This window comes from Nocardiopsis protaetiae (genome assembly GCF_045446735.1).
In the GTDB taxonomy this organism is placed as follows: Bacteria; Actinomycetota; Actinomycetes; order Streptosporangiales; family Streptosporangiaceae; genus Nocardiopsis; species Nocardiopsis protaetiae.
In genome coordinates this window covers 1-16,358 of record NZ_JBJJBV010000159.1, presented here as the reverse complement: position 1 = coordinate 16,358, position 16,358 = coordinate 1, and the positions used below count along the sequence as shown (strand labels likewise).

Below are 16,358 nucleotides of genomic sequence, written 5' to 3'. Positions count from 1 at the left end.
CACCGCCGGGAGCGGAGCCCCCGTCCCCAAAGCAGAGCCCCGTCCCCAAAGCAGACCCCCCGTTCCGCTCCGCATGACCTTGACGGAGGTCCGGTCACAGGGTTACGGTCTCATCAGTTGTTCGCTTTGAGAACAATGGTTCGCTATACGAACGGAAGGTCCTTCATGATCGCGCCACTGGACGAGGCGATCGCCGAACTCGTCCACGACGGCGACACGGTCGCCCTGGAGGGGTTCACCCACCTCATCCCCGTCGAGGCCGGGCACGAGATCATCCGTCAGGGGCTGCGCGACCTCACCCTGGTCCGGATGACCCCCGACATCGTCTACGACCGGATGATCGGCGCCGGCTGCGCCCGCAAGCTCGTCTTCTCCTGGGGCGGCAACCCCGGGGTCGGCTCCCTGCACCGGTTCCGCGACGCCGTCACCACCGGCTGGCCGGTCCCGCTGGAGATCGAGGAGCACAGCCACGCCGGGATGGCCAACCGCTACCTCGCGGGCGCCTCCGGCCTGCCCTTCGCGGTGCTGCGCGGCTACAGCGGGACCGACCTGGTCGAGCACAACCCCCACATCAAAGCGGTAGTCTGCCCCTTCACCGGGCAGGAACTGGCCGCCGTCCCCGCCCTCAACCCCGACGTCACGGTCATCCACGCCCAGCGCGCCGACCGCTCCGGCAACGTCCAGCTGTGGGGCATCGTCGGCATCCAGAAGGAGGCCGCCCTGGCCGCCGACCGGGTCCTGGTCACCGTCGAGGAGGTCGTCGACACCCTCGAACCCGTCCCCGGGCAGGTCGTCCTCCCCGCCCGGGTGGTCGACCGCGTCAGCGTGGTCCCGGGCGGCGCCGCCCCCTCCTACGCGCACGGCTACTACGAGCGCGACAACGAGGCCTACAAGGCCTGGGACGCCGTCGGCCGCGACCGCGAGACCTTCACCGCCTGGCTGGCGGACCTCACCGCCACCGCCGCGCCCGCCACCACCTCCACCAACCCCGCCCCCACCCTTGAGGGGACCGCCCTGTGACCACCGCGACCTGGACCTCCGACGAGATCATGACCGTGGCCGCGGCCCGCGCCCTGGGCGACGGCATGTCCTGCTTCGTCGGCATCGGCCTGCCCAGCACCGCCGCCAACCTGGCCCGCCGCACCCACGCCCCCGACCTCTGGATGATCTACGAGTCCGGCACCCTGGGCACCGTCCCCGCCCACCTCCCGCTGTCCATCGGCGACGGCGTGCTGGCCGAGAGCGCCGACACCGTCGTCTCCGTGCCCGAGGTCTTCAACCTCTGGCTCCAGGCCGGGCGCATCGACGTCGGCTTCCTGGGCGCCGCCCAGATCGACCGGTACGCCAACATCAACACCACCGTCATTGGCGACTACGACCACCCCAAGGTGCGCCTGCCCGGAGCGGGCGGTGCCCCCGAGATCGCCGCCTCCTGCGGGGAGGTCGTCATCATCGTCCGGCACAGCGCACGCGCGTTCGTCGACCGGGTCGACTTCGTGACCTCCGTCGGCCACGGCTCCGGCCGCGGCCCGAGCGAACGCGAGAGCCTGGGCCTGCGCGGCCGCGGCCCCACCCGGGTCATCACCGACCTGGGCGTCCTCGAACCCGACCCGGTCACCCGCGAGCTGGTCCTCACCGGCGTGCACCCCGGCGTGGACGTCGACCGGGTCCGCGCCGCCACCGGCTGGGACCTCAAGGTCGCCGACGACCTGGCCGCCACCCCCGAGCCCACCGCGACCGAGCTCTCGGTGCTGCGCTCCCTGACCGGAACCAAGGCACACCCATGACCGACGTCCACATCCTCGACGCGGTGCGCACCCCCTTCGGCCGCTACGGCGGCGCCCTGTCCGGGGTGCGACCCGACGACCTCGCCGCCCACGTGATCGGCGCCCTCCTCGAACGCACCCCCGCCCTGGAGGGAGGGGCCGTCGACGAGGTCGTCCTGGGCAACGCCAACGGCGCCGGGGAGGAGAACCGCAACGTCGCCCGCATGGCGTCCCTGCTCGCCGGGCTGCCCACCACCGTCCCCGGCGTCACCGTCAACCGCCTGTGCGGGTCGGGCATGGAGGCCGCGATCCAGGCCGCCCGCGCCGTCCAGACCGGCGACGCCCGCATCGCCCTGGCCGGGGGAGTGGAGTCCATGAGCCGCGCCCCCTGGGTGCTGCCCAAACCCGCCAGGGGCTTCCCCGCCTCCGACGCCGCCCTGCACTCCACCACCCTGGGCTGGCGCATGGTCAACCCGCGCATGCCCGCGCAGTGGACCGTGTCCCTGGGCGAGGCCACCGAGGGCCTGGCCGCCGCCCACGGCATCGACCGCGCCGACCAGGACGCCTTCGCCCTGGACAGCCACACCAGGGCCGCGCGGGCCTGGGAACAGGGTGTGTTCGACGACGAGATCGTCCAGGTGCCCGGCGCCGAGCTCGAACGCGACGAGTCCATCCGCGCCACCTCCGCCGACAAGCTCGCCGCCCTCAAGCCCGCCTTCCGCCCGGACGGCACCATCACCGCGGGCAACGCCTCCCCCCTCAACGACGGCGCCGCCGCCCTGCTCATCGGCGACACCGCCGCCGCCGACGCCCTGGGCGTGCGGCCGCTGGCCCGCATCGCCGGGCGCGGCGCGGCCGGGGTCGACCCCGACGTGTTCGGCATCGGCCCGGTGCGCGCCGCCGAGATCGCCCTGGAGCGTGCGGGGATCGGCTGGGACGACCTGTCCGTCGTGGAACTGAACGAGGCCTTCGCAGCCCAGTCCCTGGCCTGCATCCGCTCCTGGAAGGAGCTGGACCCGGCCATCGTCAACCCGAACGGCGGCGCCACCGCCATCGGCCACCCCCTGGGCGCCTCCGGCGCCCGGATCCTGGGTACCCTCGCTCACCAGTTGCGCCGCCGCGGCGGCGGCTGGGGCCTGGCCGCCCTGTGCATCGGCGTCGGCCAGGGGCTGGCCGTCGTCCTGCACGCCGACTGACCCGCCCGCCGGACTGATCCGACCGCCACCCGACCACGGCCCGCCCGCCGCCCGTCCCACCGCCCGGCCGGACCACCGACAGGTCCGGCAGCCGCCCGACCCGACCACCGCCCGACCGCCACCCGCCCGAACCGTCCACCCGCCACCGCACACCGACCCCCGGGAAGGCCCGTACCCATGACCGACACCGACACCCTGCTGGCGGACGGCCGCTGGTCCGCGCGCATCCACACCGACGGCTGGCGGCCCGCGCCCGCCACCCGCACCGTCACCGCACCCGCCACCGGCGAGGTCCTGGGCGAGATCGGCCTGGCCACCGCCGCCGACGTCGCCGAGGCCGCCACCCGTGCCGACGCCGCCCGCCGCGACTGGGCCGCCCGCACCCCCGCCGAACGCGCCGCCGTGCTGCGCCGCGCCGGCGACCTGTTCGAGCGGCACGCCGACGAGATCCAGGGCTGGATCGTCAAGGAGGCCGGCAGCATCCCGCCCAAGGCCGCCACGGAGACCACCATCGCCGCCGCCGAATGCCACGAGGCGGCCGCCCTGCCCACCCACCCGCACGGCGACGTCCTCACCTCCAACGACGACCACTGGTCGTTCGCCCGCCGCCGCCCGGCCGGGGTGGTCGGCGTCATCGCCCCGTTCAACTTCCCGCTGATCCTGGCGATCCGCTCGGTGGCGCCCGCCCTGGCCCTGGGCAACGCCGTCCTGCTCAAGCCCGACCCGCGCACCACCGTCTCCGGCGGGGTGTCCATCGTCCGCGTCTTCGAGGAGGCCGGGCTGCCCGCCGGGCTGCTCCAGCTGCTGCCCGGCGGCGCCGACGTGGGCGAGGCCGTGGTGGCCGCGCCCGCCGTGCGCGTGGTGTCCTTCACCGGCTCCACCCCGGCCGGGCGCAGGGTCGGCGAGGCCGCCGCCCGCCACCTCAAGCGCGCCCACCTGGAACTGGGCGGCAACAACGCCCAGGTCGTGCTGCCCGGCGCGGACCTGGCCAAGGCGGTCTCGGCGGGGGCGACGGGGTCGTTCCTGCACCAGGGGCAGATCTGCATGAGCACCGGCCGCCACCTGGTCCACGAGTCCCTGTACGAGGAGTACGTGGCGGCGCTGGCGGCCAAGGCCGACCACCTGCCCGTGGGCGACCCGGCCGCCGAGGCCGTCGCGCTGGGGCCGATCATCGACGAGGGCCAGCTCAAGCGGGTGGACGGCATCGTCGCCGCCACCGTGGAGGCGGGCGGCAAGCTCGCCGCCGGCGGCACCTTCGAGGGACTGTTCTACCGGCCGACCGTGCTGCGCGACCTCACCCCGGACATGCCCGCCTGGCGGGAGGAGCTGTTCGGGCCGGTCGCCCCGGTGCTGTCGTTCTCCACCCCGGACGAGGCGGTCGCCCTGGTCAACGACTCCGAGTACGCGCTGTCGGTCAGCCTGCTGGGCGAGGTCGGCGCGGCCATGCGGATCGCCGACCGCATCGACACCGGGAAGCTGCACATCAACGAGCACACCGTCGCGGACGAGGCGAACGCCCCGTTCGGCGGGTGGCGCGACTCCGGCACCGGTTCCCGGTTCGGCGGGGCGCAGGCCAACATCGAGGCGTTCACCGAGACCCAGTGGCTCACCGTCCGCTCCGACATCCCGGACTACCCGTTCTAGTTCCAGGACCGGCCGAGTTCCAGGACCGGCCGACCGGCTCGGGCCGCACCGGACCCGCGCACGGGCCGCACCGCCTCTGAACTGCTCCGCGGTGCGGCCCGCCGCCGTTCAGAGGCGGGTCGCGCGTACCGCCGAGGCGGCCGCGTGCACACGGCCACCGCGTGCCCCATGACGGCCACATGCACACGGCGGCCCCGGTCAGCGGGCGGCGATCTCCCGCAGGTCGGGCAGGTCCGCGGCCGCCTCCGGCTCGTAGACCTGCGCGAGCGCCGCGAACAGCAGCGCCACCCCCACGGCGCCCGGGTCGGGGACCCCGACGGCGCGGTCGCCCACATAGCTGGCCCGGCCGCGCCGGGGCGACAGGTCCGCCGTCCCCGCCGCGCCCCGGGCGGCGGCCTGCGCCGCGGCGCTGAAGGGGGCGTCCGTCCCGTTCCGGGCAGCCGCGCCCAGGGCGTCGGCGGCGGGCGCGAGCGCGTCCACCAGGGTGCTGTCACCGACCTCGGCGCCGCCGACCCGCTGCACGGCGGCCAGGCCCGCCGCGGCCGCCTCGGCGGCCGACCGTGCGTCGGGCACGCCCTCGTCGGGCCAGGACACCGCCGTGAGCTGCTGGAAGAGCAGCCCGAAGAGCGGGCCGCTGGTCCCGCCCACGTCGTCGAGGAAGGCCCGGGCCAGCGCCTCCACCCCGCCGCCGCCCGCCCCGTTCAACGCCTGCGCCCGGCGCACCCCGCCCAGCAGGTTGTCGCCGAAGTCGCCGTCGCCGACCAGCTGGTCCAGAGAGGTGAGGTCGTCGCGCAGCTCCGCGACGGCCGCCGAGAAGCGCTCCAGGACGGCCCGGCCGGAGGGGGCGGCGGAGCCGGCAGAGGAGCCGGCAGAGGGATCGGCGGAGCCCTGCTGCGCCGCGTCGGAGTCCCCGCGGACGACGGCCGCGGCCGCGCTGTCGGCGTTCAGGGTGCGGGCGGGGAGCACCAGCGGGGTGTCCGAGGGCGCCGTCCACAGCCCGACCCACTCCGGCTCCATCCGGGTGAGGGTGAGGGAGAACCCGGCCATGTCCAGGGCCGCGGTGAACGTGCCGGGCACCACGGCCAGGGGTTCGGCGCCGTGCGCCCGCAACACGTCGTACAGCAGCGAGCCGATGGCGTGCAGCTCCAGGCCGGTGGTGGCGCCCAGGCCGTTGACCAGGGCCAGCACGCGTTCGCCACCGGCGGGCAGCGCCGCGAGCAGGTCGTCGGCCATCCGCCGCACGAGTTCCCCGACGGGCAGGCGCTCGACGGTCCCGGTGCCGCGCTCGCCGTGGATCCCCACGCCGTACTCCCAGGTCCCGGCGTCCAGGTCGAACGCCGGCTCCCCGGTGGACGGGGAGGTCTGGGCCCGGGCGGCCACCGCCAGACTGCGCGAGTTCGCCACGATCCGCGCGCCCAGGTCGGCGAGCTCGCCGAGTTTCGCGCCCTGGTCGGCGCGGGCGCCGAGCAGCTTCTCCAGCACGACGGTCGCCGCGGTGCCGCGGCGACCGGTCGCGGAGTCCTCGCCGTCGGTGGCCAGGTCGTCGTCGACCAGCACGGTGGCGACCGGGACGCCCTCGTGGCGCAGGCGTTCGGCGGCGATCCCGAAGTTGATGACGTCGCCGGTGTAGTTCTTGACGATGAGCAGCACCCCGTCGTCCTTGGCGACGGCCGTGCAGGCCGCGTGGATCTGCCGGTTGTGCGGGGAGGCGAAGACCGCGCCCGGGCAGACGGCGTCCAGGCCGCCGGGCCCGAGCAGGCCGGTGTGCAGCGGTTCGTGCCCGGAGCCGCCGCCCGAGACCAGGGCGACGGTGCGGCCCGGGGCGCTTGTCCTCGCGCGCAGGAACAGGGGGTCCTCGTGGACCTGGATGAGGCCGGGGTGGGCCAGGGCGAGCCCGCGCGCGGCGGTCGCGACCGGGTCTGCGGACGGCAGGAAGTGGGTCATCGTCGGTGCTCCGTTGGTCGGTACGTGGGACGGGTCATCGGCGTGCTGTCGGTACGTGGGCCGGTGGGCCGGTGGGCTGTGCGACCGGGGGCCGAGCGTTCGGTGCACCTTGCTGTGCGGCCGACAGGTCGAGTGGTCGGTGGGCTGTGCGTTCGGTGGGCTGTGCTGTGCTGTGCTGTGCTGTGCGGTCGGCGGGTCGAGCGTTCGATGTGCTGCGCGGCCGGCGGGTCCAGTCGCCGGTGTGGGGCCCGGAGCGCGGGCCCGGGGCGCGGGTTCAGTGCCAGGCCAGCCGGGAGCGCCGCGCCCAGTAGTCCGGGGCGGGCTCGGCCAGCCCGGCGAGCAGTTCCAGCCGCCCGGCGTCCAGGCGCAGGTCGGCAGCGCGGAGGTTGGCGGTGAGCTGGTCGACGGTGGCGGCCCCGGAGAGCACGATGTCGGCCCAGGGCCGGGCGAGGACGGCGGCGATCGCGACGGCGTCACTCGTCGTACCCGTTTCCCGGGCGATCTCCGCCACCGGCTCCAGTTCCGGCGCCAGGTGCGGTGCGGCCAGGCGGCCGTTGGCCATGGCCTCCTTGACGATCACCGTGCGGCCGTCGGCGTGCGCCTCGGCCAGGGCCTCGCCCACCGAGGGCTCCAGCAGGTTGTACGTGCTCTGCACGCTGCCGAACAGGGGCCGCCCGCCCACCGTCACCTCCAGCGCCGCGCGGACGGTGTCCGCCTGGCGGGGGCCGCTGGTGGACAGGCCGACGGTGACCCCCTCGGCGGCGAGCCCGGCCAGCTCCTCGTGCAGCGCGGTGTCGCCCAGCGCGGGGCTCTGGGGGGTGACCGAGTGGATCTGGTAGATGCCGACCCGGCCGCCGAGCAGGGCGCGGGTCTCGGCGAGCTGGCGGCGGTACTCGGTGATGCCGTGGTCCTTGACCTCGTGGACGTCGGCGTCGGTGCGCCAGTCCGCGGTGTAGGTGTAGCCCCACTTGCTGCCGACCACCGCGTCCGCGGACCCGGGGCGGGCCTTGAGCCAGTCGGCCAGGAACTCCTCGGCCCGGCCGTAGGAGCGGGCGGCGTCGAAATAGCGCACGCCGCGGTCGTAGGCGGCGTCCAGCAGGGCGAACGCCCGCTCCCGCAGGGCCTCGGGCGAGCGCACGGCGGGCAGGTCCGTGTCCCGGCCCAGGTTGATGTATCCGGGGCGCCCGACGGCGGCCAGCCCCAGGCCGATGCGCAGGGGCGGTGCGGGCGGCGGGGTCGCGGGCGGCGGGGTCGCGGTCACGTCAGGAGCCTCCGGGCGGTGTTCGGGTGGGCGGTGTGCGGTCGGCCGGTGTTCGGGTGGGCGGCGCGCGGACGGCGGTCCGCCCGCACCGGTCACCCATCCTGCGGGATACGGCCGCCGATCTCCATCAGGACGGGCCGTCCCGTCCCCGCTCCGGCGGCGATGTCCCGCGCCCGCTCCGGTGGCGATACGGAGGCGGCGGGAGCGAACAGCACGGCCCCCGGCGGCATTCCGGGGGCCGGAGTGGCTTTTCGCATGGGTGCGCTGGCGCGTGGACGCCACCGCGCGGGGGGCGACGATTGTAGGGTCCGAGGAGTACGGACGGATCGCGCCACGGCCCGCCGGGCGGCGATCGGTCGAGAGCGTTCGGATTCTCGGTCCAGGAGCGGACGACCATGGGCACTACGGCTCAGATCGGTGTCACCGGCCTCGCGGTCATGGGGCGCAACCTCGCACGCAATTTCGCGCGCAACGGCTACACGGTGGCCGTGCACAACCGGACGGCGGCGCGCACGCGCGCCCTCGTCGAGGAGTTCGGCGACGAGGGGGACTTCGTCGCGACCGAGACCGCCGAGGAGTTCGTGGCGGCCCTGGAACGGCCGCGCCGCCTCGTCATCATGGTCAAGGCGGGCGAGCCCACCGACGCGGTGATCGCCGAGTTCGCCCCGCTGCTGGAACCCGGCGACATGATCGTCGACGGCGGCAACGCGCACTTCGCCGACACCCGGCGCCGCGAACGCGAACTGCGCGAGCACGGCATCCACTTCGTCGGCGCCGGGGTCTCGGGCGGCGAGGAGGGCGCGCTGAACGGGCCCAGCATCATGCCCGGCGGGTCCGCGGAGTCCTACGCGTCCCTGGGCCCGATGCTGGAGAAGATCTCCGCCAAGGCCGACGACGGCGCCCCCTGTGTCACCCACGTCGGCCCCGACGGGGCCGGGCACTTCGTCAAGATGGTGCACAACGGCATCGAGTACGCCGACATGCAGCTCATCGGCGAGGCCTACCAATTGCTCCGCGACGTCGCCGGGTACACCCCGGCGCAGGCCGCCGACGTGTTCCGGCGGTGGAACACCGGCCGCCTGGACTCCTACCTCATCGAGATCACCGCCGAGGTGCTGTCCCACGTGGACGCCGCCACCGGCGAGCCGTTCGTGGACGTGGTCCAGGACCGGGCCGAGCAGAAGGGCACCGGCCGCTGGACGGTGCAGATCGCCCTGGATTTGGGCGTCCCGGTGTCGGGCATCGCCGAGGCGGTGTTCGCCCGGTCCCTGTCGGGGCACACCGACCTGCGCGCCGCCTCCCGCGGGCTGCCCGGGCCGACGGCGCGGCCGCTGCCGCCGGACGAGGCGGGGGCGTTCGCCGACCGGGTGGAGCAGGCGCTGTACGCGTCCAAGCTCGTGTCGTACACCCAGGGGTTCCACCAGATCGCCGCCGCGAGCGCGGAGTACGACTGGGGGATCGACGCGGGCGCGGTGGCCAGGATCTGGCGCGGCGGCTGCATCATCCGCGCCGCGTTCCTGGACCGGATCACCGCCGCCTACGAGGCCGACCCGGAACTGGTGTCGCTGCTGTCCGACCGCGGCTTCGCCGAGGAGATCGGCCGGGCCCAGGACGACTGGCGGTCCGTGGTATCCGTCGCCGTCGCCCAGGGCGTGCCGGTGCCGGGGTTCGCGGCGGCGCTGGCCTACTACGACGGGCTGCGCGCGGACCGGCTGCCCGCCGCGCTCACCCAGGGCCAGCGGGACTACTTCGGCGCGCACACCTACCGCCGCACCGGCCGCGAGGGGAGCTTCCACACCCTCTGGGGCGGCGACCGCTCCGAGGTCGAGGCCTGAGATACCCCCGGACCCGCGGGGCGGCCCGGCCGTCCCGCGGGGGCTACCCGTCGTCGGCGGCCGAACGCTGCTGCGGGGCCCGCTCCACGTCCAGACCCTCGGCGGACACGCTGGTCACCCCGTGGGTGGCGGCGGCGATCCCGATCGCCTCCCGCCGCTGTGCCTCGGTGACCGGCAGGACCGAGGACAGGGTCACCCGCCCGCCGGAGCTCTCGACCGCGATCGCCTCCTCGGGCAGGCCCAGCCGCTCGGCCATATCCCCGCGGATCTTGGCGCCGATGAGTCGGTCCGAAAGCGCGTTCCGTGTGGCACCGGCCATCGCGGTCCCCTTCCTCTTCTCGCGGGCACCCTCGCCCACCCTGCTTCCGGACATCCTCCTGGTCACCGGTGGCCGGAGCCAAGAGCCCGCCCGCCGCGCCCTGGCGGTGGCGGAGCTTCGTGGGTTTCTGGGGTGTTTCGTCCCTGCCGCGGGCCGGTGAGAGCCGGGGATTCGGTCCTGCCACCCTGTCCCTTTCGGTCCGGTCCCCCCGCCACCACGCTGCCCCCGACCGAAAGCGAGCCCCATGCCCCCCGAATCACCCCGCCACCCCCCACTCCGCCGACCGGCTGCACGGGTTCGCCGCCGTGCTGGGCGTTCCGGTCTCCGTCACCGCCGCCCTGGCGGGGGCACGGGCGACAGGGCCCGATCCCGCCCCGGAGGTCGTGGACACGGCGGGGCAGCTGTGGGACGTCCGGTGGTCGGGCGCGGACGATGCGCGGGGACTGGTGCGGTGACCGGGTTCCAGGTCACTCGGGCTTCGACCGTCGGCGGAGGGGGCCTCGGTCCTCCAGGGTGAGGACGAGCTTGCCGCTCGGCAGCGGGCCGGCGAGGATCCCGGGGGCCTCGCCCCAGGGCACGACGTGGTCCACGGCGGCCTCCAGGCGGCCCTCGGCGAGGCGGGTGGCGAGCCAGGTGAGGTCCTCGTCCAGGCCGGGGCTGCCGTCGGCCAGGAAGAACGTGCGGATCGACCGGCCGTGGGCACCGGCGTCGCCGAGCAGGGCCTCGGGCCCCAGGACTACATCCTCGCCGGAGGCGCGGCCCACGGACACGAGCGTACCGCCCGCCGTCAGCCGCTCGAAGGCACCGGCGAGGTGGGCCCCGCCGACGGTCTCGATGACACCGTGCACGGGCGCCGTGGCGAAGGGCGGGCCGCCGGTCAGCACCTCGCGTGCCCCGAGCCGGCCGAGGTCGTCGGCCTGTCCGGAACGCCGCACGGCGGCGGCGACATCGGCCCCCGCGGCGGTACCGAGCTGAACGGCGAAGCGCCCGACCGCCCCCGTCGCACCGGTGACCAGGACACGGCGCCCCAACAGCGGGCCGAGGTCGCGCAGCGCCCGCAGCGCCGAGCCCGCGGCGACCGGCAGTGTGGCGGCGGCGACCGGATCCGCGCCCTCGGGAAGTACCCCGACCAGCGCGGTGGGCACGGCCCGCAGCTCGGCCCACGCGCCGCCCTCCCCGACCGTCACGACCGGCGTGCCCGCGGGCGGCCCGGACCCGTCCGCGGCGGCCGCGTGGACGACGCCCGCCGCCTCCCAGCCCGGAACGGTGCCGTCGGGAACATGAGGCAGGCGACCCCTCACCTCGCCGGGGTTCACGGACACGGCGGTGACCCGGACCAGGGCCTCGTGCGGGGCGGGGACCGGGTCGGGAACCTCGGTGAGGTGCAGCCGTCGGGGAAGGGAGTGGTCAACACTGAGCGCTCGCATGGAAAAATACTGTCACTCGATGACATTTGTCGTCAAGTGACAAATGTCCCCGAGTGCCGACCGCGCTAGGCTGGGTCCGTGACGACCGAGGAACTCCGCGGGGGACTGCGGGAACGCAAGAAACAGCGCACACGCCGCGACCTCGTCGCCGCCTCCCTGGCCCTGTGCGCGGAGCGCGGCTTCGACACCGCCACGCTCGACGACATCGCCGCCCGGGCGGACGTCTCCAAGCGCACCTTCTTCCGGTTCTTCGCAGCCAAGGAGGAGGCGGTCCTCGCCCCGGAGGCCGAGCTGTTCGACGCGATGCTCGACGGGCTCCGCGAACACCCGCTGCGCGGCCCGCTCATCGACGACCTGAGGGACGTGGTGCTCCACGCGCTCGACGGCCGCGATACCCAGTGGCACGCGCGGTTCGCGACCGCCCTGGGCATCATCCGGGCGTCCTCGACCGTGCAGGCCGCCGCGCTGCGCCACTGCGCCCTCACCACCGACCGTGCCGCCGAGGCGCTCCGGGAGCGCATGGCCGCGGAGCCCGGGGAGGATCCGATGACACGCCTGACCGTGGACGTGTTCGTCGCGGCCTGGCGCGCGGCCTCCGAGCGCTGGTCCCGGGACGGCGCCCCGGACCCGGCCGCGCTGCGCCGCCTCGCGAACGAGTCCTTCGCCCGCGTCGCCCGGATCCCCGGGCACACCCTCACGACGGAGCAGCCCCCGTGACCCTCGCACGCTCTTCGCCGCGGTTCGCGGGCGCCCGGCCGTGTTCGGCCTGGACGGCTCCTTCCGGGAGGCCATCGTGTTCACCAACGGGTACATCGCCGCGACCCCGGAGGGGCCGCCGACCGGTCGCGAAGGGTGGGACCGCCTCGCCGACCGGCTGCGCGCGGCCGGGGCCGGGCGCGACGCCGCCCTGGCGGCGGTGACCGACCACCTGGCCGGGAACACCGGAGGCCGCGGCCCGGAATGGGACCGCACCCCCGAAGCCCGAGCGCCCGGCGAGGTCCGGGCGGGCACCGGGGCGGCCGTCTAGCATGGCCCCTACCGAGGGAGGAACCGCTCGCAGAGAGGCGCGCACCCAATGACGTTCGACCCCGTGACGTTCGCAGATCTCCACCGGCCCGGCCGACCGTTCGTGCTGCCCAACGCCTGGGACATCGCCTCGGCCCGGCTGCTCGCCCGGCAGGACTTCCCGGCCATCGGGACCACCAGCCTGGGAGTCGCCGCCGCGCACGGCCTGGCCGACGCCTCCCGCGGCGCCGGGGAGGCCACCGCCCGGCTCGCCCACGACCTGGTCGGCGCGAACCTGGGCCGGTACGTGACGGTCGACATCGAGGACGGGTTCTCCGACGACCCGGCGGCCGTCGCCGCGTTCGTCGCCGCCCTGGGCGTCGACGGGGTGAACATCGAGGACAGCACCCGCGGCGAGCTGATCGACCCGGCCGCGGCCGCCCGCAAGATCACCGCGATCAAGGAGGCCGCCCCTGCGGTCTTCGTCAACGCCCGCACCGACGTCCACTGGCTCGGCGGCACCGACCTCGACACCACGCTCGCGCGGCTCGCCGCCTACGCCGAGGCGGGCGCGGACGGCGTGTTCGCGCCCGGGCTCGCCGACCCCGGCGCCATCGAGGCCATCGCCGTCGAGATCGCCCTGCCCCTCAACGTCCTGGCCACCCCGGCACTGGACCGCCGCCGCCTGGGCGAGCTGGGCGTGGCCCGGATCAGCACCGGCTCCCTGCTCTACCGCGCCGCCCTCGACCGCGCCCTGGACACCGCCCTGGCCGTCCAGGAGGGGCGCCGACTGCCCGAGGTCATCTCCTACGGCGACGTGCAGGCCCTCGCCGGGGACACCCCGCCCGCGGAGTAGTCCCGGCCAGGTGTGGAAGGCCGTGGCGGCGTGGAGGGACCGGGAACACAGCGGGGGCGCGGGCCCGATCCGGACCCGCGCCCCCGAGGAGCGGTCCCCGCCTACTCCTCCTCGGTGACCCCGTCACCCTGCGTACCGAACGGGGATCCGGGCGGGTTGGACCCGTCCGTGACGTGCGGCTCGCCGGTGACGCTCTCGGCCAGCCACTCGTCCCAGGTCAGCTGCCAGTAGCCCCAGCCGTTGTGCCACTCCTTGACGCGGTCGGTGCCGGTGGTGTCCAGGACGTCGCCCGCGAAAGTGTTCTCATAGATCCACTTGGCGTCGTCCATCCGCAGGTTGGTGCACCCGTTGGAACGGTTCTCGATCCCGATGGCGGTGTTGTAGGACGCCTCGTGGAGGAACTCGCCGCTGTTGGAGGTACGCACCGCGTACTCCACCTCGGTGTTGTACCCGTTGCGCCCCGCGGGCAGAGCCACGGTGCTGGAGTCCATGACCAGCGTCCTGTACCGCTCCATGAGAACGTGCGTGCCGCTGCTGGTGGTGGAGAAGTTCGTCGCCCCGTCGCCGTTGCTCACGGGGATCCGGCGCACCTCCTCGCCGTCGACGGTGACGACCATCTCGTGGTCGGGCACGCTCATGCTCATGCGCAGCTCGCGGCCGATCTCGAAGTCGACCTTGTAGTCCCGCACCCCGTACACACCCTCGGACGCCCTCACACCCGCCAGGTGCATCTCCACGGTGACCTTCTGGTACGGCTCCCAGTAGGTCTCCGGGCGGAACGCGACGCTCCTGTCGTCGAGCCACCGCCACGACCCCGCCACGGCCTGCTCGGAGACGATCTTGAGGGAGTTCTCCACGGCGGCCTTGTCGGTGACGGGCAGGTCGAACTCAAGGTAGATCGGCATGCCGACGCCCACGGTGTTCGTGTCGTGGGAGTTGGGGTAGTTGCGTGCCAGCTCCAGCCGCTGCCCCGCCACGGCCGCCTCGGTCGTGAACTCGTGCACCAGCTCCACCGCCTCGCCGTCCGCGCCCTCCGCGGTGGCGGTGACGGTCACGTCGGCGCCCGGCGCCAGGGTCCAGTCGCTGACCCAGGCGGTGCCGTCCTCGGTGAGGGTGCCGGTCATCTCGAACGGGGAGACCTCTTCCTCGGGCTGCTCGGGCACCACCTGGTCGACCGTGACCTCGGTGATGGTGCCGTGCTCGGCGGTGACCGTCACCTGGGTGTTCGGGGCGACGCCTGCGGCGCCGGACTCGGGGGCGATGGTGAGCACCGCGGCCTCGGCGCCGGAGTCCCCGCCGGGGCCCTCGCCTCCTCCTCCCTCGGAGGTGCAGGCGGTGGCGGCGAGCGCGAGCGCGGCCAGTGCGATGCCGCACCGGCGCAGTGCCGACGGGGGGATCGTGCCCATCACGGTGGTCCTCGTTTCCATAAGAACGCTTCTGCCTTATTAAGACTCCCGGTCACGGAAAAGGTTCGCCTATCCAGGGCAATACGGGACATATTTCGCTTCATGCCGGAGCGCTCCCGGCCCACGGCGGGAACGAAAGGGGCAGGAGGTGGACCATGCCGATCCCGGACGAGATGACCGCGTGGGAGGTCGCCGCACCCGGCCCGGTCGAGGACGGACCGCTGCGCCGCGTGCGCCGCCCGGTGCCCGCACCCGGCCCCGGGGAGGTGCTGGTGCGGGTGCTGGCCTGCGGGGTGTGCCGCACCGACCTGCACGTCACCGAGGGCGACCTGCCCGTCCACCGGCCCCGGGTGGTGCCCGGGCACGAGATCGTCGGTGAGGTCGCCGCGGCCGGGGAGGGCGTCACCGCGCCCCGGGTCGGCGACCCGGTCGGCGTCGCCTGGCTGCGGCACACCTGCGGGCGCTGCCGGTTCTGCGTTCGCGGCGCCGAGAACCTGTGCCCGGACTCCCGCTACACCGGCTGGGACACCGACGGCGGATACGCCGAGTACACCCTGGCCCCCGCCGCCTATGTGCACCCCCTGCCCGCCGGGTACGACCGCCGCGAACTGGCGCCGCTGCTGTGCGCGGGCATCATCGGCCACCGCGCCCTCCAACGCGCCTCGCTGCCCGAGGGCGGGCGGCTGGGCGTGTACGGGTTCGGCGGCAGCGCCCACCTGGCCGCCCAGGTCGCCCTGGCCCGGGGCGCCCGCGTCCACGTGCTCACCCGCGGGGAACGGGCCCGCCGCCTGGCCCTGGACCTGGGGGCGGCCTCCGCGCGCGGGGTGCGCGAGGCGCCGCCCGAACCCCTGGACGCCGCGATCCTGTTCGCCCCGGTCGGCGACCTGGTGCCGGTGGCGCTGGCCGCCCTGGACCGGGGCGGGGTGCTGTCGGTGGCGGGCATCCACCTCAGCGACGTTCCGCCGCTGAACTACCAGGAGCACCTGTTCCAGGAGCGCGAGCTGCGCAGCGTCACCTCCAACACCCGCACCGACGCCCGCGCCTTCCTGGCCGTCGCCCAGGCGGTCCGGCTGTCGGTGACCACCACCGTGTACCCGCTGGAGGAGGCGCCCCGGGCGCTGGAGGACCTCAAGGCGGGGCGGTTCGCGGGAGCCGCCGTCCTGGTCCCGGGGGCCTGACGGTGCGGGGACCCGAAGGGGCGCGGTCACCCGAAGGGGTCCGGCCGCCCGGGCCCCGCCCGTCGGGTCGGGGCGGCCGGGGCGGGGCCTGCGCGCCGGTGCGGGGCGGCCGGGCTGGGGCCGGGGAGCCACGCGATTCCGAAGGCGGGGCGGGCCCCGGACACGACTCGGTGATGCCCGGGCACGGCCCGGCGGGCCCGAACGCCCGGGACGGCCGCGTCCGCCGTCGTCGGATTCAGCGGCGCCGACCAGCGGGAACACGGGAGAGCCGACGGCGGGTGGGGTTCACCGGGGCGACGGAGGGTACACGGGACCCCACTCTGCCCCATCGCGACCAGGGAGGTCATCATGGCGGCCACCGTCGCCGCAGTTCTGTTCGGTCTGGCCCTGATCTTCGAGGTGTTCGGCATCTCCATCGAAGGCCTCATCACCCCTACCGCCCTCGCACTCGCCGGGCTCACCGCCCTGGCCCTGCACCTGGCCGGCTACGGAACGGGCGGCGGCCGCCGCCCGTGGCGGCG

Annotated in this window: 14 protein-coding genes; 9 read left to right on the top strand and 5 right to left on the bottom strand. The window is 75.0% G+C overall.

From position 1 onward, the window contains the following. Nucleotides 1-165: 165 nt before the first annotated feature. From ACJOT3_RS22375 to ACJOT3_RS22360, 4 genes are all read left to right on the top strand, one after another. Nucleotides 166-1,020, top strand: a complete 855-nt coding sequence (locus ACJOT3_RS22375) for a CoA transferase subunit A (protein WP_406975045.1) — start codon at nt 166-168, stop codon at nt 1,018-1,020. Beyond that, entirely contained in the window at nt 1,017-1,787 is a 771-nt protein-coding gene (locus ACJOT3_RS22370) for a CoA-transferase subunit beta (RefSeq protein ID WP_406975044.1), read from the top strand. The genes ACJOT3_RS22375 and ACJOT3_RS22370 overlap by 4 nt, the downstream gene beginning before the upstream one ends. Further along, complete coding sequence (locus tag ACJOT3_RS22365; protein ID WP_406975043.1) at nt 1,784-2,962, top strand: thiolase family protein; 1,179 nt, start codon at nt 1,784-1,786, stop codon at nt 2,960-2,962. Before ACJOT3_RS22370 ends, ACJOT3_RS22365 begins: the two co-directional genes overlap by 4 nt. A 177-nt stretch (nt 2,963-3,139) precedes the next feature. Further along, nucleotides 3,140-4,606: an aldehyde dehydrogenase family protein gene (locus tag ACJOT3_RS22360; protein ID WP_406975042.1), complete on the top strand. Its 1,467-nt coding sequence runs from the start codon at nt 3,140-3,142 to the stop codon at nt 4,604-4,606. 198 nt (nt 4,607-4,804) lie between these two features. Here the strand turns inward: ACJOT3_RS22360 and ACJOT3_RS22355 are convergent, their stop codons facing one another. Beyond that, a complete protein-coding gene (locus ACJOT3_RS22355; protein ID WP_406975041.1) occupies nt 4,805-6,550 on the bottom strand; it encodes a dihydroxyacetone kinase subunit DhaK in 1,746 nt (581 codons plus the stop codon). A gap of 274 nt (nt 6,551-6,824) precedes the next feature. Continuing rightward, nucleotides 6,825-7,811, bottom strand: a complete 987-nt coding sequence (locus tag ACJOT3_RS22350) for an aldo/keto reductase (protein ID WP_406975040.1) — start codon at nt 7,809-7,811, stop codon at nt 6,825-6,827. Nucleotides 7,812-8,206: 395 nt separating this feature from the next. Between ACJOT3_RS22350 and gnd the strand changes: the two genes are divergently transcribed. Further along, nucleotides 8,207-9,646, top strand: coding sequence for an NADP-dependent phosphogluconate dehydrogenase (gene gnd, locus ACJOT3_RS22345; RefSeq protein WP_406975039.1), 1,440 nt, complete (start codon nt 8,207-8,209; stop codon nt 9,644-9,646). Nucleotides 9,647-9,689: 43 nt separating this feature from the next. Here gnd and ACJOT3_RS22340 read toward each other — a convergent pair whose 3' ends face one another. Next, on the bottom strand, nt 9,690-9,965 hold the full coding sequence (locus ACJOT3_RS22340; RefSeq protein ID WP_406975038.1) for a BON domain-containing protein: 276 nt from the start codon (nt 9,963-9,965) through the stop codon (nt 9,690-9,692). A gap of 467 nt (nt 9,966-10,432) precedes the next feature. Beyond that, complete coding sequence (locus ACJOT3_RS22335; RefSeq protein ID WP_406975037.1) at nt 10,433-11,392, bottom strand: zinc-binding dehydrogenase; 960 nt, start codon at nt 11,390-11,392, stop codon at nt 10,433-10,435. 78 nt (nt 11,393-11,470) lie between these two features. On the opposite strand from ACJOT3_RS22335, the gene ACJOT3_RS22330 reads away from it, so the two are divergent. The 3 genes from ACJOT3_RS22330 to ACJOT3_RS22320 all read left to right on the top strand — a co-directional run bounded on the left by ACJOT3_RS22330 (nt 11,471) and on the right by ACJOT3_RS22320 (nt 13,253). Then, the gene (locus tag ACJOT3_RS22330; protein WP_406975036.1) at nt 11,471-12,109 is read left to right on the top strand and encodes a TetR family transcriptional regulator; all 639 of its coding nucleotides are present in this window, start codon (nt 11,471-11,473) and stop codon (nt 12,107-12,109) included. Between the two features lie 40 nt (nt 12,110-12,149). Further along, entirely contained in the window at nt 12,150-12,419 is a 270-nt protein-coding gene (locus ACJOT3_RS22325; protein ID WP_406975035.1) for a hypothetical protein, read from the top strand. A gap of 63 nt (nt 12,420-12,482) precedes the next feature. Beyond that, complete coding sequence (locus ACJOT3_RS22320; protein WP_406975034.1) at nt 12,483-13,253, top strand: isocitrate lyase/PEP mutase family protein; 771 nt, start codon at nt 12,483-12,485, stop codon at nt 13,251-13,253. 101 nt (nt 13,254-13,354) lie between these two features. Here ACJOT3_RS22320 and ACJOT3_RS22315 read toward each other — a convergent pair whose 3' ends face one another. Further along, entirely contained in the window at nt 13,355-14,659 is a 1,305-nt protein-coding gene (locus ACJOT3_RS22315; protein WP_406975033.1) for a L,D-transpeptidase, read from the bottom strand. A gap of 155 nt (nt 14,660-14,814) precedes the next feature. Between ACJOT3_RS22315 and ACJOT3_RS22310 the strand changes: the two genes are divergently transcribed. Next, on the top strand, nt 14,815-15,837 hold the full coding sequence (locus ACJOT3_RS22310; protein ID WP_406975032.1) for a zinc-binding alcohol dehydrogenase family protein: 1,023 nt from the start codon (nt 14,815-14,817) through the stop codon (nt 15,835-15,837). Nucleotides 15,838-16,358: the final 521 nt, after the last annotated feature.